The sequence below is a fragment of the Hymenobacter sp. HSC-4F20 genome (assembly GCF_019599275.1).
Taxonomy (GTDB): Bacteria; Bacteroidota; Bacteroidia; order Cytophagales; family Hymenobacteraceae; genus Hymenobacter.
Map to the genome: position 1 here is coordinate 276,932 of NZ_JAHZTD010000001.1, position 21,861 is coordinate 298,792.

The 21,861-nt window shown below is 58.2% G+C and carries 22 protein-coding genes and 2 tRNA genes; 11 read left to right on the top strand and 13 right to left on the bottom strand.

The annotated features are described in order from the left end of the window. Positions 1-26: 26 nt before the first annotated feature. The 3 genes from K3G63_RS01205 to K3G63_RS01215 all read left to right on the top strand — a co-directional run bounded on the left by K3G63_RS01205 (position 27) and on the right by K3G63_RS01215 (position 1,928). Positions 27-99, top strand: a tRNA-Lys gene (locus K3G63_RS01205). Between the two features lie 354 nt (positions 100-453). Beyond that, positions 454-948 carry a ferritin-like domain-containing protein gene (locus K3G63_RS01210; RefSeq protein ID WP_220612275.1) on the top strand — a complete coding sequence of 165 codons (495 nt, stop codon included), beginning with the start codon at positions 454-456 and terminating at the stop codon, positions 946-948. 98 nt (positions 949-1,046) lie between these two features. Further along, positions 1,047-1,928, top strand: a complete 882-nt coding sequence (locus tag K3G63_RS01215; protein WP_220612276.1) for a cyanophycinase — start codon at positions 1,047-1,049, stop codon at positions 1,926-1,928. Positions 1,929-1,998: 70 nt separating this feature from the next. On the opposite strand, the gene K3G63_RS01220 is transcribed toward K3G63_RS01215, so the two are convergent. Then, complete coding sequence (locus K3G63_RS01220; RefSeq protein ID WP_220612277.1) at positions 1,999-2,655, bottom strand: response regulator transcription factor; 657 nt, start codon at positions 2,653-2,655, stop codon at positions 1,999-2,001. Positions 2,656-3,024: 369 nt separating this feature from the next. Here K3G63_RS01220 and K3G63_RS01225 point away from each other — a divergent pair, with 369 nt between their 5' ends. From K3G63_RS01225 to K3G63_RS01260, 8 genes are all read left to right on the top strand, one after another. After that, entirely contained in the window at positions 3,025-3,393 is a 369-nt protein-coding gene (locus K3G63_RS01225) for a hypothetical protein (RefSeq protein ID WP_220612278.1), read from the top strand. Between the two features lie 73 nt (positions 3,394-3,466). After that, a complete protein-coding gene (locus K3G63_RS01230) occupies positions 3,467-3,961 on the top strand; it encodes a hypothetical protein (protein WP_220612279.1) in 495 nt (164 codons plus the stop codon). Between the two features lie 187 nt (positions 3,962-4,148). Next, positions 4,149-5,708, top strand: a complete 1,560-nt coding sequence (locus tag K3G63_RS01235) for an HTTM domain-containing protein (RefSeq protein WP_220612280.1) — start codon at positions 4,149-4,151, stop codon at positions 5,706-5,708. A 39-nt stretch (positions 5,709-5,747) separates the two neighbouring features. Further along, a complete protein-coding gene (locus K3G63_RS01240) occupies positions 5,748-6,722 on the top strand; it encodes an MBL fold metallo-hydrolase (protein ID WP_220612281.1) in 975 nt (324 codons plus the stop codon). 139 nt (positions 6,723-6,861) lie between these two features. Further along, a complete protein-coding gene (locus K3G63_RS01245) occupies positions 6,862-7,746 on the top strand; it encodes an RES domain-containing protein (RefSeq protein WP_220612282.1) in 885 nt (294 codons plus the stop codon). Positions 7,747-7,955: 209 nt separating this feature from the next. Further along, positions 7,956-8,708, top strand: coding sequence for a ferritin-like domain-containing protein (locus K3G63_RS01250; RefSeq protein ID WP_259404226.1), 753 nt, complete (start codon positions 7,956-7,958; stop codon positions 8,706-8,708). A 57-nt stretch (positions 8,709-8,765) separates the two neighbouring features. Beyond that, complete coding sequence (locus K3G63_RS01255) at positions 8,766-9,716, top strand: ferritin-like domain-containing protein (protein ID WP_220612283.1); 951 nt, start codon at positions 8,766-8,768, stop codon at positions 9,714-9,716. A gap of 283 nt (positions 9,717-9,999) precedes the next feature. Next, positions 10,000-10,072, top strand: a tRNA-Lys gene (locus K3G63_RS01260). Between the two features lie 101 nt (positions 10,073-10,173). On the opposite strand, the gene K3G63_RS01265 is transcribed toward K3G63_RS01260, so the two are convergent. The 12 genes from K3G63_RS01265 to paaE form a co-directional block, all read right to left on the bottom strand. Next, on the bottom strand, positions 10,174-10,953 hold the full coding sequence (locus K3G63_RS01265; protein WP_220612284.1) for an enoyl-CoA hydratase/isomerase family protein: 780 nt from the start codon (positions 10,951-10,953) through the stop codon (positions 10,174-10,176). Positions 10,954-11,024: 71 nt separating this feature from the next. Then, entirely contained in the window at positions 11,025-13,076 is a 2,052-nt protein-coding gene (paaZ, locus tag K3G63_RS01270) for a phenylacetic acid degradation bifunctional protein PaaZ (protein WP_220612285.1), read from the bottom strand. 96 nt (positions 13,077-13,172) lie between these two features. Then, on the bottom strand, positions 13,173-13,772 hold the full coding sequence (locus K3G63_RS01275) for a transferase hexapeptide repeat family protein (protein WP_220612286.1): 600 nt from the start codon (positions 13,770-13,772) through the stop codon (positions 13,173-13,175). After that, entirely contained in the window at positions 13,769-14,974 is a 1,206-nt protein-coding gene (pcaF, locus tag K3G63_RS01280) for a 3-oxoadipyl-CoA thiolase (protein WP_220612287.1), read from the bottom strand. Before pcaF ends, K3G63_RS01275 begins: the two co-directional genes overlap by 4 nt. Positions 14,975-15,088: 114 nt before the next feature. Then, the gene (gene paaI / locus K3G63_RS01285; protein ID WP_220612288.1) at positions 15,089-15,532 is read right to left on the bottom strand and encodes a hydroxyphenylacetyl-CoA thioesterase PaaI; all 444 of its coding nucleotides are present in this window, start codon (positions 15,530-15,532) and stop codon (positions 15,089-15,091) included. Further along, positions 15,510-16,688, bottom strand: coding sequence for a 3-hydroxyacyl-CoA dehydrogenase NAD-binding domain-containing protein (locus K3G63_RS01290; protein ID WP_220612289.1), 1,179 nt, complete (start codon positions 16,686-16,688; stop codon positions 15,510-15,512). Before K3G63_RS01290 ends, paaI begins: the two co-directional genes overlap by 23 nt. Next, on the bottom strand, positions 16,685-17,470 hold the full coding sequence (locus K3G63_RS01295) for an enoyl-CoA hydratase-related protein (protein ID WP_220612290.1): 786 nt from the start codon (positions 17,468-17,470) through the stop codon (positions 16,685-16,687). The genes K3G63_RS01290 and K3G63_RS01295 overlap by 4 nt, the downstream gene beginning before the upstream one ends. Positions 17,471-17,561: 91 nt before the next feature. Then, the gene (gene paaD / locus K3G63_RS01300) at positions 17,562-18,074 is read right to left on the bottom strand and encodes a 1,2-phenylacetyl-CoA epoxidase subunit PaaD (RefSeq protein ID WP_220612291.1); all 513 of its coding nucleotides are present in this window, start codon (positions 18,072-18,074) and stop codon (positions 17,562-17,564) included. Beyond that, a complete protein-coding gene (gene paaC, locus K3G63_RS01305; protein ID WP_220612292.1) occupies positions 18,068-18,874 on the bottom strand; it encodes a 1,2-phenylacetyl-CoA epoxidase subunit PaaC in 807 nt (268 codons plus the stop codon). Before paaC ends, paaD begins: the two co-directional genes overlap by 7 nt. After that, the gene (gene paaB, locus K3G63_RS01310; protein ID WP_126692595.1) at positions 18,874-19,161 is read right to left on the bottom strand and encodes a 1,2-phenylacetyl-CoA epoxidase subunit PaaB; all 288 of its coding nucleotides are present in this window, start codon (positions 19,159-19,161) and stop codon (positions 18,874-18,876) included. The genes paaC and paaB overlap by 1 nt, the downstream gene beginning before the upstream one ends. A 170-nt stretch (positions 19,162-19,331) precedes the next feature. Next, positions 19,332-20,294 (bottom strand): 1,2-phenylacetyl-CoA epoxidase subunit PaaA, encoded by a 963-nt coding sequence (paaA, locus tag K3G63_RS01315; RefSeq protein ID WP_220612293.1) that lies wholly within the window; start codon positions 20,292-20,294, stop codon positions 19,332-19,334. Between the two features lie 489 nt (positions 20,295-20,783). Continuing rightward, complete coding sequence (gene paaE, locus K3G63_RS01320) at positions 20,784-21,860, bottom strand: 1,2-phenylacetyl-CoA epoxidase subunit PaaE (protein ID WP_220612294.1); 1,077 nt, start codon at positions 21,858-21,860, stop codon at positions 20,784-20,786. Between the last annotated feature and the right edge of the window lies 1 nt (position 21,861).

Below are 21,861 nucleotides of genomic sequence, written 5' to 3' on the forward strand. Positions count from 1 at the left end.
GCTCGCCGGTTACAAAGAAAACAAATGATTCTGTAGCTCAGCTGGTAGAGCAATACACTTTTAATGTATGGGTCCTGGGTTCGAATCCCAGCGGAATCACGAAAACCCCAATTGCATTTTGCAGTTGGGGTTTTTTTGTGCCCCGAGGCCAGTAAGGACAGCAAATAATAGTACAGCTAACCAATGTAGCTCTCCGCTGCCACTAGGTAGCGCTGAGCACTCGCGGGCGGGGGTAGGTATAAATACGGTTTTTTACTTCCGTATAAGCCGTAAATAGTGGAGCTGCAAAATAAGCGGAAGGCGAGGTAGAGCTGGTAAAAATCTGAGAAACAGCAGCTTATTTTTTGGATGAGGAGCATCAATATCTTACCTCGACCTTAACACGAATTCAGTAGCATCGTATGAAGGGCAGGCCATTCGGCTGAAAACATCTGTTCTTTTTATCCCACTACTATGTTCGACAAACTAGAAACCCTCGATGACCTGCTGGAAATGCAGCTCAAAGACCTGTACAGCGCCGAAAACCAACTGGTGAAGGCATTGCCCCAAATGGCCAGCAAGGCAAAAGATGGCCGCCTGCGCCAGGGGTTTGAAACCCACCTGCGTGAAACTGAAAAACAAGTAGACCGTCTGGAGCAAATCGGGGAAACGTTGGGCATCAGCCTGAGCGGACACACCTGTAAGGCTATGGAAGGCCTGATTGCGGAAGGACAGGAAACTATGTCGGAGCGGGCTACTGATGAAGTAATGGATGCCGCTCTGATTGCCGCTGCCCAGCGCATTGAGCACTACGAAATTTCGGGTTACGGTACGGCTGCTCACTTTGCTGAGCGCCTGGGGCACCAGGAAATTGCTACTCTGCTTCAGCAAACCCTGAACGAAGAGCAACACACCGACACGAAGCTCAACGAGCTGGCCAAGAACTACATCAACGCCAAAGCTGAGTAGTTTTTCGCCTCCTTCCTGCTCCGTAACCTCTTGCCCCAAAAAATGCTTGTTTCGGCAAGTGTTTTTTGGGGCGAATTGCTCACTTGCTACCCTGTTATATGCCCACCAAAAAACAACCCTCTCCTTCTGCGTGCCCTGTTCCTAAGGGCAAACTCCTACTGATTGGCGGCCACGAGCACAAGGGCGACACCCTGGAGGAAGACGAGCAGGCTGCTCGTAACGTTAACTTTGCTCCGGAAGCTATTTTGCGGCGCCTAGCCGAGGAAATTGGTAATCGGGGGCCACTGGTAGTAATTCCTACGGCTTCGGAAGAGGCAGAAGAAGCGGGGCAAGACTACGTGCGCGCGTTCCACCGATTGAACGGGCCTCCCGTAGAAGTATTGAATATTAAATCCCGAACGGAAGCCAACGATTCTGCGCGCTTGCGGGTGTTGGAGGAAGCGGGCGGAGTACTCTTCACCGGTGGCGACCAACTGCGCCTGACGGCTCTGCTTGGAGGAACGGATCTACAGCGCTGCCTGCACCGCCGGTATTCCAATGACGACTTTATCGTAGCTGGTACCAGCGCCGGCGCTACCGCCATGAGTACCCCCATGATCTATCAGGGGCGTAATGATGCGGGAATGCTTAAAGGAGAAATTCATATCACCACCGGACTGGAGCTGCTTCACGACGTAGCCGTCGATACGCACTTTGTGGCGCGGGGCCGCATTATCCGGATGGCGCAGATTCTGGCTACCAATCCTGCCTGCTTAGGGTTAGGGCTGGAGGAAGATACGGCGGTACTGGTCACGGAAGGGCGGGAATTGGAAGTGCTGGGTAGCGGCCTGGTAGTTATTCTGGATGCCCGCTCCTGTAGCTCCACCAATATTCACGAAATAGCCCCCAACACGCCGTTTACCATGCGCGGTATTGATTTGCACCTGCTGGCCGCCGGCGAACAGTACACGTTGCCAATTCAGCCGCGCTTGTACGCCTAAGCTCTTTTTAGCCCCTCCTGCTTGCGGGACCTAGAACGGCAGGAGTAGCCAGAAACCCCCTTGCAACAGCTCAGGCTTTGTTAATCAGGCCCTGCTCCATAGCGTGCTTGATCAGAGCCGCTGTGTTTTTTACTTGGGTTTTCTCGATGATGTTCTGACGGTGGGTTTCAATGGTCCGCTTACTGGTGAATAGCTTCTCAGCTATTTCATTGGTCGTGAGTCCCTCCGCAATGAGCTGTAGTACTTCCCGCTCCCGATTTGATAAGTCGTTTGGCTTCTTGATGGAGCCATCCGGGGCGGCGCTCGACTGGTTGAGCACCTTGCGCAGCATATGCAAGCCTATTTCGCTACACAGAAACTGCCGGCCCGACGCTACTGCGTGGATAGCGGCCACAATTTCATCTTTGGCTACGTTTTTCAGCACGTAGCCGTGGGCGCCGGCATCCAGGAGTTGTCCAATATTGCGCTCGTGGTGAATCATCGAAAGCACCAGTATCCGCAGGGTAGGATATTCCTCCTGTAGCCGTCTGGTAGTGGCCAAGCCATCAAGCACGGGCATATTCAGGTCCAGCATCACTACATCGGTGGGAGTGGAGGGCAGCTGATCTAGCAACTCTTGTCCATTGCCTGCCTCACCCACCACTTCCAGGGTCGGTTCCGAAACCAGTGCCGCCCGCAGGCCCTCACGTACAATAGTGTGGTCGTCAACCAGAAAAATGCGGATCATACTAAAGTAGAAAGAGAGAAGGGCTGAAGGATAGTGCCGCAGGAGGTAGCAGGGGCACTGAAGCAGCGTGGTCTGAGGCGCAACATGCGCTCGGCAGAACAGGCAGGGCTATGGCTCTTGAGAGCAAGCGCTGATAGAAAGCGAAAACTAGCCGGAGAGTTCCCTGGTAAAGTACTGCATTATACGGGGGACAGCAAAATTAAACGCGCCCGTACACAGGGTATCCGTTTTTATTACTAGTAAAAACCGTATTAATTCTTTTGCCAAATATTCAGCGTTGAGAAAAGAATGCTCGTATAGTCCTTCATAAGAATTGCTGGGGCCGCGCCTTCGTGGGCGGCTTAGTTCTCACCCTTGTTTTCAGCTTGTATGTACAGAGTTCGTTTGCCCTGGTTGTCTATTGTGTTGTTAGGAGGTGCCCTAAGCTTAGGGTCTTGCAACGGCGACAAAGGCCGGGACGCTAATACTGACACCAGCACTGCCGAGAGCGGCGACATGGACAGCAACGGCAGTGCCGACATCAACGGCTACCCGGATGCAACCTCCGATTCTATTGGTGGCGGGCAAGAGTCGCTGGGGGGCTCCACTACCAGTTCTCAGTCCAGATCAGATGCTACCATGGGCGGCGGCACAGTAGATGCTACTGCGCCGGCTACCGGGGGTAGTACCAGCGGCGCTTCGGGCAGTAGTGGTTCTACTACGGGCGGCACCACGGGTTCTACCACGGGAGGGCAATAAGTAGGCTCCCAGCCAACCAGCAGCTTTCCTTTCACAACTTCACCCTTCTTTTCCAAACTACTCTTTCTGCGCTATGAAAAAAGCATCAGTTTTCCTCGGTACTGCTCTTATTGCTGCATTCTTCGCTACGGCTGGCGTAGCAGTGTCTTCTGCTTCTGCTAACTCCACTCTGGACCAGGGCACCACCACGGGCGGCACCGGCGGCGGCAGCACCAGTGGTACTACCACCGCGGGCTCTACCTCAGGTACCACTTCCGGTACTACCTCAGGCTCCACTAGCGGCTCCATGACGTCGGGGACTACCGCAGGTTCAACTACCGGCAGCACTTCGGGCACAACGACTTCGGGCTCGATGACCTCAGGCTCGACTACAAGTGGCTCTACTAGCGGTAGCACCTCCGGTTCGTCAACCTCGGGTTCCATGACTTCGGGCTCTACTACCTCAGGGCGCTCTACCTCAGGTCGTACGACCAACAAGAAGAAATCATCCTCTACCCGCACTACGTCGGGTCGCTCTACCAGCGGTAGCTCCACCTCGGGTTCTACCAGCGGTAGCACCACTTACTAGCCACTGAGGCTGTTTGCCCGTCCTTCAGGCCGAGCCTGACAGGGAATCTGAAGCTACTGGCCACGTGCCAGTGGCTGCCCTCAGATTTCTTGTTAGGCTCGGTATGATATAGGCTAGCCCCACTTCTCGCCCGGCACTGCCATGCCGGTACTTCTCGCCCGCTTTACCCCCTCTGTCCGGATACGGAATGCCAGCTTTATACACGGTGTTGCGCCGCCCTTTCGAAGTAGACTTGCGTGCCTTGGCACTTTTACGGGCCGCCGTGGCAGTAGTCCTGCTCTTCGATATTGGCATTCGCAGCTCCGACGCGGAAGTTTTCTACTCTAATCTGGGAGTACTGCCGTTATCCGTGCTGTTGGAGCACAACTGGAACCCGTACCAGTTTTCGCTGCACGCCAGCAGTGGCCTCTGGCAGGTCCAGATGCTTTTGTTTGTGCTGGCAGCGGCCGCCGCCCTGGCTCTGCTGTTGGGCTACCGCACCCGCCTGATGACGGCAATCTGCTGGGTGCTGCTCGTATCGGTGCAGAACCGCAACCCGCTGATTCTGCAAGGCGGCGACGACCTGCTGCGGATGCTGTTGTTTTGGGGGTTTTTCCTGCCCTGGGGCCGGATGTATTCCTTTGATGCGCGCCATCAAGCCCGCCCCGAAAGTATGGTGTACGCCAGTGCAACCACTCTGGCCTATATCGTGCAGCTCGCCCTCGTGTATTGGTGTACGGCTCTGCTAAAGAACAGCCCGGAGTGGCGTCAGGAAGGCACTGCCCTCTACTATGCCCTTAGTCTAGACCAAGTACTTATGCCGGGTGGGCGGCTGCTTTACCCGTTTCCTAAGCTGCTCCAGGTACTCACGTGGGTTACTTTCTACACGGAGCTGCTGCTGCCCTTCGTGCTTTTTATTCCGTGGCGAGTGCCGTGGTGGCGGCTGCTATTTGTGGGCCTGATGTATGCCTTTCACTTGGGTATTAGCCTGACTCTGTTCGTTGGTCTGTTTTTTCTGATCAATATGGCCTCCGTGCTAGGGCTGCTGCCCGGCGCAGTCATGGATTGGCTGGAGCGTCGCTTGGTGCCAGTCTACCAGCGTCTGGGGCCTCAGGTTCAGGAACGGCTGGTCCGTCCCTGGGCCAATCGGCTAGCCGGATGGGAGACGCGCGTACAGGTACGGGTAGAAACTGCCGTAGTATTACCCAGCGGAACCCGCCGCTTACTGCGTGCCGTGCGGGAAGGGCTGGTGCTGGGGCTGCTGCTCTACGTGTGCTGGTGGAACCTCGACAGCATTGTGCGGCCCGAGTGGACCATGCGCGAGCCGTTACGCTGGGTAGGCTACCTCTTCCGCACCGATCAGCACTGGGGAATGTTCGCGCCTTCCGTATTTAAAGATGATGGCTGGTATATTCTGGATGGTACCACTACTGATGGGCGCCACCTCGATTTAAACCGCCGGGGCCGGCCAACCACGTATGCTAAGCCGGCCTCGGTAGTGGCGCTGTTTCCTAATGACCGGTGGCGCAAGTATTCCGAGAACTACCTGTTCGTCGATAACGCCTACATGCGGCCTTACTACTGTAATTATCTATTGCGCATCTGGCACGAAGACCCGGCGCACCCGCCTCTGCGCCAACTCGACGTAATCTATATGAAAGAGGTGTCGCTGCCGAATTACCAAGTAGCAAGGCCTACTCGGGAGGTGCTATGTAGCTGTGCTCCACCCGCACCACCCGCACCACCCGCACCACCCGCGCAGCCCTAGCCTGGGGAATAACTCTCTCACATCAATCTTTCCGCTCCGATGTCTAAAACAACTCCCGCTGAACCCACCGCCTCGCGCGCAACCACGCCTGCTCTGTTTCCGGTAGTACCGGATATTCGAGGGCAGCGCAACGTGTTCGTTAACTTGTACTATGTCCGGGCCCAGGAACAGCCTACGGCCAGCTGGGTACTGGTTGATGCCGGACTGCCGGGTGCGGGCTCCAAGGTGCAGCACACCGCCGAGTATCTGTTTGGGGCAGGTATTCCCCCCGCCGCTATCATCCTGACGCACGGCCATTTTGACCACGTAGGCGCCTTGCCCCACTTGCTGAAAGTGTGGCCGAATGTGACGGTGTATGCCCACCCGCTTGAGTTGCCCTACCTCACGGGGCTCTCCTCTTACCCACCACCCGATCCTACGGTGGGGGGGGGCGCCATGGCGGCACTGTCGTTTCTGTACCCCAAAGCCCCGCTAGACTTAGGCGCGCGGGTACAGCCTCTGCCGGCCGATGGCTCTGTGCCCCACATGCCAGGCTGGCGCTGGGTGGCTACCCCAGGTCATACGCCCGGCCACGTATCTCTTTTCCGGGAGCATGACCGCACCCTGCTGGCCGGCGACGCCTTTGTTACGACAAAGCAGGAGTCGGCTCTGGCGGTGCTTCAGCAGCGGCAGGAGGTGCACGGCCCTCCAGCCTACTTCACCCCCGATTGGCCTACGGCGCACGATTCTGTGCTGCTGCTAGCTGAGTTGCAACCGGCCGTTGCAGCCACTGGGCACGGCATCCCGATGCGGGGTGAGGCGCTGCAGCAGGAGTTGCGCCAACTGGCCCGCGAGTTCGAGGAAATAGCCGTGCCTGCCCACGGCCGCTATGTCGGGCGCTCCGCCTCTGCCGATGAAACCGGCGTTACTTATGTGCCCCCAGCTCCCGGCCGGCGCGTTCCGCTCTGGACAGTGGGAGCGGGGGTAGTCCTGGTAGCCGGTCTCTACTGGCTACAAAGCCGGTCCCGACGATAGGACGGTCCCTTTGCCCGGGCCAGCATCTGCTTCGCGCTGCTGGCCCGGGCAAGGGCTATGTGTTAGTCAACCAAGCAAGGTCCTGTTTATCCTGCCATTAGTTGGTGGGCCGGCAGACTATACTCTTAGGTGTGCCCATATGAGACCCTCTTCTTTTCCCCCGGACGTAGTACGGGTTCAGCGCCAGCTCAGGGCCTTGCGCCACTTGAGTTTGCGGCGCCACTCCATTTCGGAGCTGGCCGCCCGGGTTCGCCGCCTGCTTACCGGGCACCCCGTTCGCTGCATTGAGTTACCGGCTGGGGTGCTCGTGTACCGCGGAGTAGCCCGTGAACAACCTCCTACCTACTGGTCAGAGGTATCCTATCCGCCCCCCGAGCGGGTACATTACGATCAGCGGATGAACCGGGCTGGGCAGCCCATGTTCTACGCCAGTGCCACTTGGCACCCCCCCTTTTTCGAAGCCGGCGTGCAGCCCGATGACCAGATCTTGATTAGCCGCTGGATAAGTCGGGCCCCATTGCGGCTGGTAAGCTTCCACGAACCGGATCAGTGTGCCGACGATCCGCACTCCGACCGTAACCAGTTGTTTGGGCAGGCCTGGGCGGCGCTACCCGAGCCCGCCCGCCTGGTATCTGCTTTCCTCACGCGGGTATTTATCCGGCCCGTGTCGCAGCAGAACGCTCATCACTACCGCTTGTCTATTGCTGTAGCCGAAGCCTGTGAGTTGGGCAGTGCCTTCGATGGAATACTCTACCCATCCGCTGCCATGACCTCCCCCGCCCACAATTTAGCCTTGCATCCCAGCTGCCTCGATACCGGAAAGCTAGAGTTACAATACGTAGAGCAACTGCGGGTAAATCGCGTAGGGATTGACGAATTAGACGTATGCTCCTTAAACTTTGCAAACCGGTTTGATAAGCAGGGGCGCTTGCAATGGCTGAACCAGCCCGGTAACTGGGTGCTGCGGGAGGCTGGTCATAGCACCATCTACTATCGTCAGCCCACTGGCAAGTGGAATTCGTGAATGGGACCACGCAATGAGCCAGTAAATAGCGAGCAGTCAGATTGCCAAGCGGTTAGAAGCATAGTCCAATACTAATATTTTCCTAAGCTTCGTATACGTATAAGTACGTGTTTAACGGGGATAAATACGGTTTTTTATCTAATAGAAAGGTGTTTTTATGCCCACTAGCGTACAACGGGCAGTGTTCCACTAGTTACCATCTTCCCTCTATGATGACAAATTCCGCTTCCCAAAACCCTGCGGCAGCCGGTACCCCAGCCGGCGTACCCCGTCGTGCTTTTCTTCGCTACACCGGAGCCAGCGTGGCATTAACTGGTCTGCTTCTGGCTGGCTGCGACGACGATAGTGATGATGTTGATGCCAACCTGTTGGACGTTGGCACGGGGGATGAGGGCATTCTGAATTACGCGTACGCCCTGGAGCAATTAGAGGCGGCCTTTTACGCACAGATCAAGAATGGCACCTACTACAAAGGCTTACCAGCCAACAGCGCCGAGAAGCAAATCCTTGATGATTTGGCCCTGCACGAGCAGGCCCACGTTAACTTCTTCAAGGCTGCGCTCGGCAACAAAGCCATTAAAGAGCTGGAGCCCGATTTTAGCCAAATCAACTTCAACGACAAGGGTAGCGTGCTGACCAATGCCCAGGCTTTTGAAGATCTGGGGGTAGCCGCCTATAATGGTGCCGGCCGCTTTATCGCTTCGCCCACTAACCTGGCCCTGGCAGGTAAAATCGTGTCCGTAGAAGCCCGTCACGCCGCTCTAATCCGTGATCTGCGCCAGTACAACAGCTTTGTAGCTTCTGATGTGGTAGACGTTTTCACCCCCACTTCGGCTACATCGGCTCCCGGTGCAGGATCAGGCACGGGCAAAGAAAAGTCGAAGCGCCCGCAGGAAGTGCTGGCTACGGCTAACCAGTTCCTAAAAAGCGGCTCTAAGCTGAGTGCTACCAGCTTCAGCTAACCTTTTTCGCCTCCGGCTACCCCTGTTTATCCCCCTACAATTGACATTCCTTCCATCATGGATTTATTTAAACTGATTTCCGACATCGAGAAAGTTGACCCAGAGGTTTACGAGCGTTTGGATCCTCGCCGTCGGGTGTTCAAGCACTTTGGCCTAGCTGGCAAGGCTGTAACTGCCGCCATGCTGCCTGGTTTGGTAAGCGGCATTTTCCAGCGCGCCTATGGTCAGACTACTTCCCTGACCCCCGAAATTACCCAGGTGCTGAACTTGGCTCTTAGCCTGGAGTATCTGGAGTTCTACTTCTACGACAGCGGCTTGAAAGCCAGCAACCTGATTCCAGCAACGGACCGCCCGGCTTTCGAAACTATCCGCAACGATGAGTCCGGCCACATCAAAGTACTGCGTGAGGTGCTTGGCACTGCTGCCATTGCTGACCCCACCCGTGACGCCTTCGACTACACAGGTGGTAAAGGTTTGCTTCCCGGGCCTTTCGCCACGGTATTCACTGACTACAAAATTTTCTTGGGGGTAGCACAATCCTTCGTGGATACTGGGGTACGCGCTTATAAAGGCGGTGCTCCCGTGCTGATGCCAAACAAAGACATCCTGGAGTCAGCCCTGAACATCCACTCCGTAGAAGCGCGGCACTCGTCGCACGTGCGTACGGTACGCCGCGGGGTAGAATTGGGTAACGCCACTGCTACAGCTGTTGCCGGCGACCTGAACAACCTGAACAAAATCCCCAAAAGCTGGATTTCGGGTATCGACAACGGTGGCCCTTCGCCGAACACGACACCTTCTACGACTCCAGTATATGGCGCAGGCAACCCTGCTGCTACCTACCCAGCCGAGAATAACACAACCCAAGCTGGTGTTCCGATTGAAAACAGCGCGATGGGTATCACTGCCGCGGCTGCTTCCGAAGCTTTCGACGAGCCGCTTGACCCAACCACGGTGAAGAGCATCGCTCGTAACTTCGTGAAAGCTACCACTACGCTGTTTGTATAAAGCAGCCTTGATGATAGCCTAGCCTAAAGCATACGTGCCTCTTTCTTGCCGCTTGCCTTACCCAGTAGGGAAGTGTTGCGCAGGAAAGAGGCACTCATGCGAGGGTGGCTACCCCAGGTAAGGAAACACACCTAGGACTGTAATTTTTCACTCTGACTAAGAACAAGTTAATAGTAGAAACGGGCTATAGTAAGCAGAAAAGCTTCTGTGGTGTTGCATTACTAACCTGAAGCCTCTACTTTTGCACTCCCTTCCAGAAAGCACCGCCTAAGGAAAGGAAAATGATTCTGTAGCTCAGCTGGTAGAGCAATACACTTTTAATGTATGGGTCCTGGGTTCGAATCCCAGCGGAATCACGAAAAAGCCCCGAATGCCTCTTGCATTCGGGGCTTTTGCTTTCTGGTGGGGTAGGGAAATCAGGTTGACGTTCGTGTCAGTTCGCCTGGAGTGCTACGGGCTACTTACCCTTGAACTTCTGAATGGCTTGGCGGGTGAACTCCGAAAGCACTAGACGGCCGCTGATGCCTGCGCGCTCAACCAGCAACTGGTCCCAGTGGTCGGTGCCGGCCCAAAGGACGCGCTTCAGATCTGTGAGGGCCTCCGGGTTGTAGGCGGCCAGCTTGAGGGCGAAGGCCTGCACCGCGGCATCCAGTGTTTCCACGGAGTCCAGTACTTCTGCGTAAAGCCCTTTCTGCTGCGCCCATTCGGCAGAGCGAAACTCAGCGGCATCGAGGGCTAGCTGGGCGTAGGCAGCCACGCCAATTTTGCGCTCCACGGCCGGACCTACCACGAACGGCCCAATGCCCACTACCAACTCACTGAGCTTTACGGCCGCCTGCGAGGTAGCAAAGCAATAGTCGGTAGCGGCGGCTACCCCTACGCCGCCGCCAATGGCCTTGCCCTGCACGCGCCCGATAATGATTTTAGACGACAAACGACAGGCGTTAATCACCTTCGCGAAGCCGGAGAAAAACTCCAGTCCCTGGGCTTCATTTTCAATGGCTATCAGCTCATCGAAGCTAGCGCCGGCGCAAAAGGTTTTCGTGCCGTCACTTTTCAGGATAATGACTTTTGTAGCCTCGGCCTCGCTAACGGTGGTAATGGTGGTGGCTAGCTCCGTGAGCAGGGCACCCGGTAGCGAGTTGTGCGAAGGATGAAAAAAGGAAATGGTAGCAATGCCGTGGGCATCGGTTGTGGCTTCAACTTTCCCGGCGGTTAAGGTATCGGAAGTGCTCATGTAGTGGGTTGCGTACTGTATCCGAGCATACTCCTGGGCTTCAGCAAGCCGGGGAGTATGCTCGGATAGCCTTATTCTTGATTCTTTTTCTTTACCATAGTAAGGATGGTAGCCACGGCTACGGTGTCGCCAGCTTCATCAGATACCTGCACCAGCCAGCGCACAATACCTTTGGCTACATCGTCCTCCGAGCGTTTTTCCTGGCCGATTTTCTCCTTCACCGTCAGCTGCACCCCGATAGTCATGCCGGGATAGACGGGCTTGGTAAAGCGGCACTCATCGAGGCCGTAGTTCAGCAGGACCGGACCTTTGCGCGGGTCTACGAACATGCCGGCGGCCTTGCTCAGGATGTAGTAGCCGTGCGCTACCCGGCCCGTAAACAGGGTGCCCTCCAGAGAGGTAGCATCCACGTGCGCGTAGAAATTGTCGCCCGACACTTGGGCAAAGTTGGTGATGTCGGCCTCCGTAACGGTGTGGCGGTGCGTGGTGTAGGTTTGCCCGATTTCCAGCTCCTCGAAGTAGTGCTGAAAGGGGTGTTTGTCGCGTTCCAGCTGCTTGGCGCCTTGCTGATACACGTCGGTAATGGCAGTAAGCATGGTAGGGGAGCCTTGCACGGCTACCCGCTGCATGAAGTGCTCCACGCCGCGGGTTCCGCCCATTTCCTGCCCGCCCCCAGCGCGGCCGGGCCCACCGTGGATAAGCAACGGCATTGGGGAACCGTGGCCGGTGCTTTCCTTGGCTACCTCGTTGTTCAGCACCAGGATGCGGCCGTGGTGAGTAGCTGCGCCCAGCACAAACTCCTGGGCCACCTGCGGGTCGTTGGTGGCCACGGAGCACACCAGGGAGCCTTTACCCATGTTAGCCAGCTTCACGGCATCGTGCACGTCCTTATAAGGCATGAGGGTAGTTACCGGGCCGAAGGCCTCTACCTCGTGTGATTCGGTGAAGCGGAAGGGGTCGGGGTTCAGCAGCAGAATGGGCGAAACGAAGGCACCCACTTTGCAGTCCCCGCCAATCACCTGCACGTTGTCCAGGTCGCCGTACACAATGGGCGTGTTCTTGGCTAGCTGCTGCACTTTCTCGCGCAGACGTTTTACCTGCTCCATGCCCGCCAGTGCGCCCATGCGTACGCCCTCGGCCTGCGGGTGGCCAATGGTGGTTTGGGCCAGGGCCTTGCCGAGAGCAATCTGCACGTCTTCCACCAGGTTTTCGGGCACAATGGCGCGACGAATAGCGGTGCACTTCTGCCCAGCCTTGGCCGTCATTTCCTTGCGCACTTCCTTGATAAAGAGGTCGAACTCCGGCGTGCCAGGCACGGCGTCGGGGCCCAGGATGGCGGCATTCAGCGAGTCGGCTTCCAGGTTGAAGGGTACGGCTTCCTGAATGATGCGCGGGTGCGCTTTCAGCTTACGGCCGGTTTCGGCGGAGCCCGTGAACGTTACCACGTCGCGGTAGTCCACGCTGTCGAGAATACCGATGCCGGAGCCGACTACCAACTGTAGGGCGCCATCGGGCAAGATGCCGGAAGCAATAATTTCGCGCACCACGGCTTCGGTGAGGTAGGCGGTAGGCACGGCCGGCTTTACAATGGCCGGCATACCCGCCAGCAGGTTCACGGCAATCTTCTCCAGCATGCCCCAGATGGGGAAGTTGTAGGCATTGATATGCACGGCTACCCCTTCGCGCGGCACCATAATGTGCTGGGCCATAAACGAGCCGCCCTTCGACAGCCCAATCGGCTCCCCATCCACAAAGAAGGGCTTATCAGGGAATTTACGACGTAGGGAAGCGTTAGCGAACAGGTTGCCAATGCCGCCTTCAATATCAATCCAGGAGTCGGCGCGGGTGGCGCCGGAGCGGTAGCTTAAGGTATAGAACTCTTCCTTCTTGGTGTTGAGGTGCAAAGCCAGGGCCTTCAGCATGCGGCCCCGCTCGTGGAAGGTCATGCGGCGCAGGGCCGGGTTGCCCACGCGGCGACCATAGTCGAGCATGGCGGCAAAGTCCAGACCTTCGCCGTCGGCCAGGGCAATGACTTCGCCAGTGGAGGCGTCGTAGAGCTCTTGCTTTTGGCCCGAGCCGGGCATCCAGCGGCCCAGGGCATAATTTTCGAGGGTGGGAGTCATATAATAAGGAAGGGAAGATGTAGAGAAATTACGGGGGTAGGGAAGTTCATGCCCCTTGCCCGTTGGGGTAAGCGGGGCGGGGTAGGCCAAGTCAATTTACTCGCTGGTTTTGCGCTCGGCCCAAGTCTGGTAGCCACCGTGCTGCACGGCGCGGTCGGCGGGCACTGCGCGCAGGGGCTCGCAGGGCTGCAGAGTAGCGTGCAAGTCGGCGGGTAGCTGCATGTAGATGTGGGTGCCTTCGGTTTTCCAGGCTAGCATCTCGTCGCTGACCTGCCGGATGATTTTGTGCGGATTGCCTACTACCAGGCTGCGGGGCGGAATTACCTCATCGGCCTTGATAAAGCTCAGAGCCCCAATAATGCTTTCGTCGCCGATTTCTACCCGGTCCATGAGCACAGCGTTCATGCCCACTAGCACGTTGCGGCCCACGGTGGCCCCGTGAATGATGGCGCCGTGGCCGATGTGGGCCATTTCCTTGAGCCGGGTGGTGGTGCCGGGAAACATATGCACGGTGCAGTTTTCCTGCACGTTGCAATTATCCTCAATGATGATCTGGCCCCAGTCGCCGCGAATGGCCGCGCCCGGCCCGATGTACACGTTGCGGCCGATGATGACGTTGCCCGTCACGGTGGCCTGCGGGTGCACAAACGCCGACTCATGCACTACCGGCACGAACCCGTTGAAGGAGTAAATCATACCTTTTCGATGATGGCGGCGTAGCCCTGGCCTACCCCCACGCACATCGTCACGAGGGCGTAGCGCTTGTTTTGCTTGTGCAGCTCCAGGGCCGCTGTGTTCAGGATGCGGGCTCCGCTCATGCCCAGCGGGTGGCCCAGGGCAATGGCGCCGCCGTTGGGGTTGATGCGCGGATCGTTGCCTTCCAGGCCCAGGCCCCGGACGCAAGCCAGGGTTTGCGCAGCAAAGGCTTCGTTGAACTCAATCAGGTCGATTTGGTCCAGGGTGAGGCCAGCTTTCTTTAGAGCTTGCTGAGAAGCTGGCACCGGCCCAATGCCCATAAAACGCGGCTCAACGCCCGCTACCCCCATGCTCACGATGCGGGCCCGCGGGGTGAGGTTATGCTGTTTTATCCCGTCCTCCGAAGCCAGCAGCAGCGCCGCCGCGCCATCATTCAGGCCCGAGGAGTTACCGGCCGTAACGGAGCCGTTTTTGCGGAAGGCCGGGCGCAACTTCGCCAGTCCTTCCAGGGTAGTATTCGACTTGATAAACTCATCCTCGGCAAACAGCACCGGCTCGCCCTTGCGCTGCGGAACAGCCACCGGCACAATTTCCTCGGCGAAGCGGCCGGAGTCGCGGGCCCGGCCGGCGCGCTGGTGCGAGTCGTAGGCGAACTGGTCCTGGTCTTCGCGGCTGATGTGGTCCCGCTCGGCCAGGTTCTCGGCCGTTTCGCCCATGGCGTCGATGCCGTACTGCTCCTCCATTTTAGGGTTCACGAAGCGCCATCCGAAGCTGGAATCGAACATCTGGGCGTCGCGGCCGAAGGCAGTGCTGGCTTTGGAAATTACCAAGGGGCCGCGGGTCATGTTCTCTACCCCGCCGGAAATAAACAAGTCACCGTCGCCGCTCTGGATGGCGCGGGCGGCCGCAATGCTGGCCGAGAGGCCCGAGGCGCAAAGGCGGTTCACGGTTTCGCCCGGAACGGAGGTAGGTAGGCCGGCCAGCAACAGGGCCATGCGGGCCACGTTGCGGTTGTCTTCGCCGGCTTGGTTGGCGCAGCCCAGAATGACGTCGGCAATGGCGGTGGGGTCGGCAGAGGGGTTGCGCCGCAGCAGCTCCTGCAGTACCAGGGCTGCCAGGTCGTCGGGGCGGACGGGAGCCAGGGAACCACCAAAGTTGCCGATGGGCGTCCGGATACCGTCGATGATATAGGCTTGGTTCATAAGATGATGAAAGGGAGAGGTAGTGGAATGACGAGTTGATACTCTGGTGGTGTAGGGCTGAATTTGGGCCACTCGGGGCTAGCAAACGCACTAGTTCACCACCTCACCAGTTCACTACAGTATTTCGTTGCTGGTGCGGTAGGCGGTGCCTTTGAACAAGGCCAGCAGTACCCCGTGCTGGTTGGTGGCCCGGATCTGGTACACGCCTACTTTGTGCTTGAGGCTTTCTTCTCGGGCCTCCACGGTTATTACGTCGCCGAGCTTGCCGGCTTCCAGGTAGTCGATGGTAACCGTGAGGCCCACGCTCTGGCGGCCGTGGCTGTTGCAGGCAAAGGCAAACGCCGAGTCGGCCGCCGAAAACGTAACGCCGCCGTGTAGCGCCGCAAACCCGTTGAGCATATCAGGCCGCACCATGAAGTGCAAGCGGCAGTAGCCGGGCCCTACCTCGTCAATTTCCAGCCCCAGCAGCTTACTGAACGCGTCGTGCTGGAGCATCTGGTCCTTCACGGCTTCGGCCTTGCCGGGCGGGGTAGGGCTAGTGGGTTCCGATGGATTCATGCTGAAAGAACGTGTGGCCGGATTTTACCATGCGGCGCAGCAGGGGGCTGGCGCGGTAGCGGTCCTCGTGGTATTCTTCGTACAGGGCATCGAGGGTCTGGAGCACCTGGGGCAGCCCCAGCTCATCAGCCCAGGCCAGCAGCCCTTTCGGGTAGTTCACACCCTTGGTCATGGCCAGCTCCAAGTCTTCTTTTGACGCCACGTTCAGGGCCAGCGCATCCACGGCTTCGTTGATGAGCATGGCCAGAATGCGGTGCAGCACCTGGCGGCCCAGGGCTTCGTCGGGGGTAGGCTCGGGCTGGGCAGCGCCTTCCCGGTAGTCGTAGAACCCCCGGCCCGACTTGCGACCATAATAGCCGGCCTCAAACAGGCGCTTTTGGGTGAAGGATGGTTTGTAGCGCGGGTCGAAGAAGAAGGACGTGAACACCGACTCCGTGACGCGGTAGTTCACATCGTGACCGATGAAGTCCATGAGGGCAAACGGACCCATCCGGAAGCCGCCCAACTCGGTCATGGCCCAGTCGATAGTGGCCATGTCGGCAATTCCCTCTTCCAGAATCCGAATGGCTTCGCCGTAAAATGGCCGCGCCACGCGGTTCACGATAAAGCCCGGGGTATCCTTGGTCAGCACGGGCAGCTTGCCCCAGCGTTGTACCAGGTCGCGCACTTCTTCGGCTAGCCCGGGGCGCGTTTGCACCGCCGGAATTACCTCTACCAACTGCATTAGCGGGGCCGGGTTAAAGAAGTGAATCCCGATAAACCGCTCCGGCTGCTGACAGGCGGCGGCAATGGAAGCAATGGACAAAGAGGATGTGTTGCTGGCCAGAATGCAGGTGGCGGGCACCAGCATTTCTACCTCCCGAAACAGCTGCTGCTTCACGGCCAGGTCTTCCACAATAGCTTCCAGCACCAACCCGCAGTCCGAGAAAGAGGTGATATCCTCGGTCAGGTGCAAGCGGCGGAAGCTGGCTGCGGCGGCTTCCGGAGTGATTTTGCCTTTTTCAGCCAGCTTGTTCAGGTTGCTCTCAATGGATTGGCCGGCGCGTTGCAACGCCGCTGTGTTCTGGTCGAGGAGGTGCACGGTGTGGCCCGCGGCAGCTACTACCTGGGCAATGCCCGCCCCCATTGCCCCACTCCCGATAATGCCGATAATCATTGACCGGTGAAGCTAGGTTGACGTTTTTCGAGGAAGGCCGACACGCCCTCGCGGTAGTCGGTGGTGCTGCCGGCGCGCAGCTGGAAGTCAGCCTCGTAGCGCAGCTGCTGGGTCAGGTCGTTGCTGAACGAGACGTTGAGCAGCTGCTTGGTGTAGGCCAGGCCTTTCGTGGGCATGGCGGCCAGCTTATGAATAAGCGCCTGTACTTCCTGCTCGAACACGTCGTCGGCAAACACTTTGTAAATCATACCCATCTGCGCGGCTTCGGCAGCCGATACCTTGTCGCCGGTCATCATCAGGGCCGAAGCGCGCTGCATGCCAATGAGGCGGGGTAGGAAAAACGTGCCCGCGCTGTCTGGAATCAGCCCAATCTTGCTGAAAGCCTGAATAAACGAAGCCGACTCTTTGGCTACCACAATGTCGCAGGCCAGGGCCAGGTTGGCGCCCGCGCCAGCCGCTACCCCGTTCACGGCCGCTACCACTGGCTTTTCCAGAGCCCGAATCAGCTCCACGATGGGGTTATAGTGCTTCTCCACAATCTCCGCCACTTCCGGGCTGTCGGGCCCGGTAATTTCGGCCAGGTCCTGGCCGGCGCAGAACGCTTTACCGGTGCCCGTCAGGAGTACGGCGCGCACCTCGGGGGTTTGCTGGCACTCGCGCAGGTGTTGCTGCAAGGTCAGGGCTACCTCTTTGTTGACGCTGTTGAAAACCTGGGGCCGATTAAAGCAAATGGTGGCTACGCCGCCGTCGATGGAAAAGAGTAGAGAAGGAGTTTCGGACATGGTAAGGGGTAGGGTGGGAGAGTACAAAATCGACTGTCCTGCTGAACTGGTCGGAGCAGCTCAGCAGGACGTTCTTGGGTAGCAGGCCAGCTCACGCATGACACTTAAAGTAATCGAACGGCTCGAGGCAGTCGTCGCACTGGTAATGGGCTTTGCAGGCCGTGGACCCGAACTGACTGACCAGGTGGGTGTGCTCCGATTTGCAGTTGGGGCAGCGCACAGCAGTATCTTCCCCAAACAGATTAAGCAGATGGCCGGTGGCGGTGCCATCTACGGGCGGGGCAATGCCGTAGGCCTCCAGCTTCTCGCGGCCGGCCTGCGACATCCAATCCGTAGTCCAGGCCGGGCTGAGCTGGTTATGAATCTGGAGCTTGGTAATGCCCTCGGCCAGCAGCCGCAGCCGGATTTCGGTGGCAATGGTGTTCATGGCCGGACAGCCGGAGTAAGTTGGCGTAATGGTCACGTGGACGTCTTCGCCCTCTACTCGCACGGCGCGCACAATGCCCAGGTCCAGAATGCTGAGCACGGGCACCTCGGGGTCGGAAACCTCTTCCAGCAGGTGCCAGATACGCTCCTCAGAGGGTGCCACGCGTTGCTCTACCATTGCAGGCCGGGGTAAGTGCGTTGCAAGTATTGCAGCTCCGTGAGCAGGTAGCCCAGGTGCTCGGAGTGGCGGCCGTCCTTACCCCCCTTCTGCATAAATACCCCCTGAGGAACTGGCAGCGTGGCCTCCTCGAACACCCGCGCCACGTGGGCATCTACCTGCTGCTGAATGGCGGCGTAGTCGGGCACGAGGCCGGCTGCTTGCAAGGCTTGCTCGGTGGCATTGGGGGTAGTCAGCTCTCCGCTGTAGCGCCAGAGGCTCTCAAGGGCCTTCTCAAGGCGGCGGCGGCTTTCCTCCGTGCCATCACCCAGGCGAATAACCCACTCGGAGCTCCACTTGACGTGGTAGGCCGCTTCCTTCACCGATTTCTCAGCAATGGCGGCCAACTGCCGGTCGGGGCCTTGCTGCAACTGCAGAAGTAAGTGGTAGTGAAAGGCATCGTAGAGGAACTGCCGCGCGATGGTAGCAGCAAAGTCGCCGTTGGGCTGCTCTACCAGCAGCGGATTGCGGTACTCTACGGCGCTGCGCAGGTAGGCCAGGTCGTCCTCGGTGCGGCCTTTGCCTTCCAGCTCAGCGGCATATTGATAGTAGCTGCGGGCCTCGCCCAGCAAATCGAGGGCAATGTTGGCCATGGCCAGGTCCTGCTCCAGAATGGGGCCGTGCCCGCACCATTCGGAAAGGCGGTGGGCCAGAATCAGGCTGGTATCGGCCAGTTGCAGCACGTAAGGCAGCAACAGCGCCTGGGCGTCGGCCGGCGAGGTAGGGGCCAGGGTGGTAGCGTGGGTGGGAACGTCAGCCATTACATGTGCTTGATGGAGTCCGGCACCGTGTAGAAGGTAGGGTGACGGTAGATTTTGTCGTTGGCCGGCTCGTAGAAAGCAGCCGCATCGTCGGGGTTGGAGGCGTGCACGTGCTTCGATTCTACCACCCAGATGCTGACGCCTTCGAGGCGGCGGGTGTACACGTCCCGGGCGTTCTGGATAGCCATTTCGGCGTCGGCGGCGTGCAGGCTACCCACGTGCTTATGGTCGAGGCCTTGCTTGCTGCGGATGAATACTTCCCACAGGGGCCATTCTTTCTGAGACATGCTTGGTAGGTTCTGGGGTTCTGGGAGGGTAGGGAGATAGGGGAGCCTCCGGGGAAAAGTATGTTCTGCCAAGCTTGCAGGGCAATTCGCGAACTGAGGTTGGGTGGGAACTCAGCAATTCAAGCAAAATGCCGCAGCAAGCTCAGCAGAACGTGTGTCGGGCAGAGAAGCTAGGCCGCAACGGCCCGGGCCGCTTCGGCGCGCTGTTTGCGCTTTTCGGCGTGGGCCAGGGCCGCTTCGCGCACCCAGGCACCTTCTTCGTGGGCCTGCACGCGGGCTTGCAGCCGCTCCCGGCTGCAAGGGCCGTTGCCTTTTACCACGTCCCAGAACTCGGCCCAGTCTACGTCGCCGAAGTCGTAGCCCTGTTTGGCTTCGTTCCACTTCAGCTCGGGGTCAGGAATAGTCAAACCCAGAAACTCGGCCTGGGGCACCATCATATCCACGAATTTTTGGCGCAGCTCGTCGTTGGTAAAGCGCTTAATGCGCCACTTCATCGACTGCTCCGTGTTCGGCGACTCCGAGTCTTTGGGTCCGAACATCATCAGCGTGGGCCACCACCAGCGGTTAAGGGCTTCCTGGGCCATGGCCTTTTGCTCGGCCGAGCCCTCACTCAGGGTCTGCATAATCTCGAAGCCCTGGCGCTGGTGGAAGCTTTCTTCCTTGCACACGCGCACCATGGCGCGGGCGTAGGGGCCGTAGGAAGTGCGGCACAGCGGCACCTGGTTCAGGATGGCGGCCCCATCTACCAGCCAGCCAATGGTACCCATGTCGGCCCAGCTGAGGGTGGGGTAGTTAAAGATGCTGCTGTACTTAGCTTTGCCCGCGTGCAGGTCGGCCAGCAGTTGGTCGCGGGAGGCACCCAGAGTTTCGGCGGCGGAGTAGAGGTAGAGGCCGTGGCCGGCTTCGTCCTGCACCTTGGCCAGCAGAATGGATTTGCGCTTGAGCGAAGGAGCCCGCGTAATCCAGTTGCCTTCGGGCAACATGCCCACCAGCTCAGAGTGCGCGTGCTGGGAAATCTGCCGGATTAACGTCTTGCGGTAGGCATCGGGCATCCAGTCCTTGGGCTCGATGCGGGTGTCGGCATCAATGCGGGCCTGAAACTGTTCTTCCTGGGTGAGTTCTAGCGTTTCCATGCCTCTTTAACAAAGCGTAACTAACATTCGTTAGTTAAATGTAGAGAAAAGTTTGGGTTGTCAGTCTAGCCTTATGGTCTAATTAACTGGTATTCCCCATTCCAACTGACCGGACTATTGCTACCATAATCGGTATCGTTGTAGAATAAATGTACTTTTAGGATACCGCCATCCAGTGTAATTTCGTCTTTATAGCCATATTCTCCTCGTTTATGGGGAATAAGATGACCTGGCAAAGTTCCTCTGTCTGTTTGTGGCAATGGCAGTAGAATGCTATCCTTAAAGGTTTTGTTGAAAAGAGCAGACAGTGGGTCATGCACCATTCGGCGTCGTTGGCCGGTAAGTAACACAAACGGTTTACCCGCTACTATCCTTAGCTCGGCTTTCGGATTGTTTCCAACCTTAGCGCAACTACTGACTAGTAGTATTCCTGAAAGAAAAAGGTAGAGATGCTTCGGCAAGCTCAGCATGACGTCCTGATTTTGCTGGTTACTGGTCGAAATCCACAGACACCTTTTCCGAAGTCGGGCGGGCCTGGCAGCTGAGCACGTAGCCTTTGGCCACCTCGGTGTCGGAGAGGGAGTAGTTCACGTCCATTTCCACGGTGCCTGCCGTGACGCGGCAGCGGCAGGTGCTGCACATGCCGTTTTTGCAGGAGTAGGGCGCATCGGCGCCGGTTTCCAGCAGGGCGTCCAGAATGGTGTCGCCGTAGTACGACATTTCCAGGATGCGCGTGGTGCCTTCCAGCTGCACGGTTACCTGGCTGTGCTTGTCGTCCTGGCCGGCGGGGCGCTGGGCCTGGCGAGCGGCGCGTTGGGCGCTGCCGGCGGAGGCGAACATCTCGAAGTGAACCTTTTCAGGGGCTACCCCGGCTTCGGCCAGCACGTCTTTTACGTCGTTGATCATTTCCTCCGGGCCGCAGATAAAGCACTCGTCAATCTCGCGAGCGGGCACAATCTTCTGCAGAAACAGGCGGGCTTTCTCGGCGTTGATACGGCCGAATAACAGGTCCGTGTCGCCCTGCTCACGGCTGAGGATGTGGTAGACGCTGAGACGGTTCAGGAAGCGGTTTTTCAGGGCCTCTATTTCCTCCTTGAAGATGATGGAGTTGCGGCCCCGGTTCCCGTAAATCAGGTAGACCTGGCTGTTGGGCTCTGTCAGGAGCACCGTTTTGATGATGGACATGACCGGCGTAATGCCCGAGCCGGCCGCAAACATCACGTAGAGCTTCTGCTGCTCCGGGTGCACCTCGGTGTAGAAATGGCCCATGGGTGGCATTACCTCCAGCTCTTCGCCTACCCGCAATTGCTCCACCGCCAGCGAGGAAAACCGACCTTCCGGCACTTTCTTGATGGCCACGCGCCACTCGTTTTCCAAGGGGCTACTGCAGATGGAGTAGCTACGGCGCAGCTCCTCGCCGTTGTGCTCGCGCCGGAACGTCAGGTACTGGCCCTGGGTGAACTTGAACGTCTCGCGCAGGTTGGCGGGCACGTCCAGGGCCACGCTCACGCAGTCGGGGGTTTCCCGGACGATGCTCTTGATTTTAACTTTATGAAAACGACTCATG